The sequence below is a fragment of the Methylobacterium platani genome (assembly GCF_001653715.1).
Classification (GTDB): domain Bacteria; phylum Pseudomonadota; class Alphaproteobacteria; order Rhizobiales; family Beijerinckiaceae; genus Methylobacterium; species Methylobacterium platani.
Genome location: NZ_LWHQ01000131.1, coordinates 2,752 through 3,180 on the forward strand (window position 1 = coordinate 2,752; position 429 = coordinate 3,180).

Sequence of the window (429 nt, forward strand, 5' to 3'; positions counted from 1 at the left end):
GCGGCCGGTGTCGCATTCGACCACCACGCCGAGGTCGCGCCCGCCGATCCGCGCCGCCTCGGGCAGGCCCGCCACGGTCACCGGGTTGTCGGCCGCGACCGTGATGCGGGTCGGGCGCTCGGCGAGCAGCCGGCCGAGCCGGCCGAGCTTTTGCTCGCCGAGCAGGTTGTAGGTAAGCAGGATGTCGTCGAGCCCGGCCTGCGCCATCACCTCGACCTCGCCGAGCTTCTGGCAGGCGATGCCGGCGGCCCCGGCCTCGACCTGCTGCCGGGCGAGCACCGGGCTCTTGTGGGTCTTGATGTGCGGGCGGTTGGCGATGCCGGCGCGATCGCACAGCGCCTGCAGGCGCGCGATGTTGGCCTCCACCCGGTCGAGGTCGACGACGATGGCGGGCGTGCCGAAGTGCTGGGCGATCGCGGCGCGCAGGGC

1 pseudogene (only partly in view) is annotated in these 429 nt (G+C 74.1%); it reads right to left on the bottom strand.

The annotated features are described in order from the left end of the window. A pseudogene (locus A5481_RS31845) lies at positions 1–426 on the bottom strand (alanine racemase) (it extends 601 nt beyond the left edge of the window). Between the last annotated feature and the right edge of the window lie 3 nt (positions 427–429).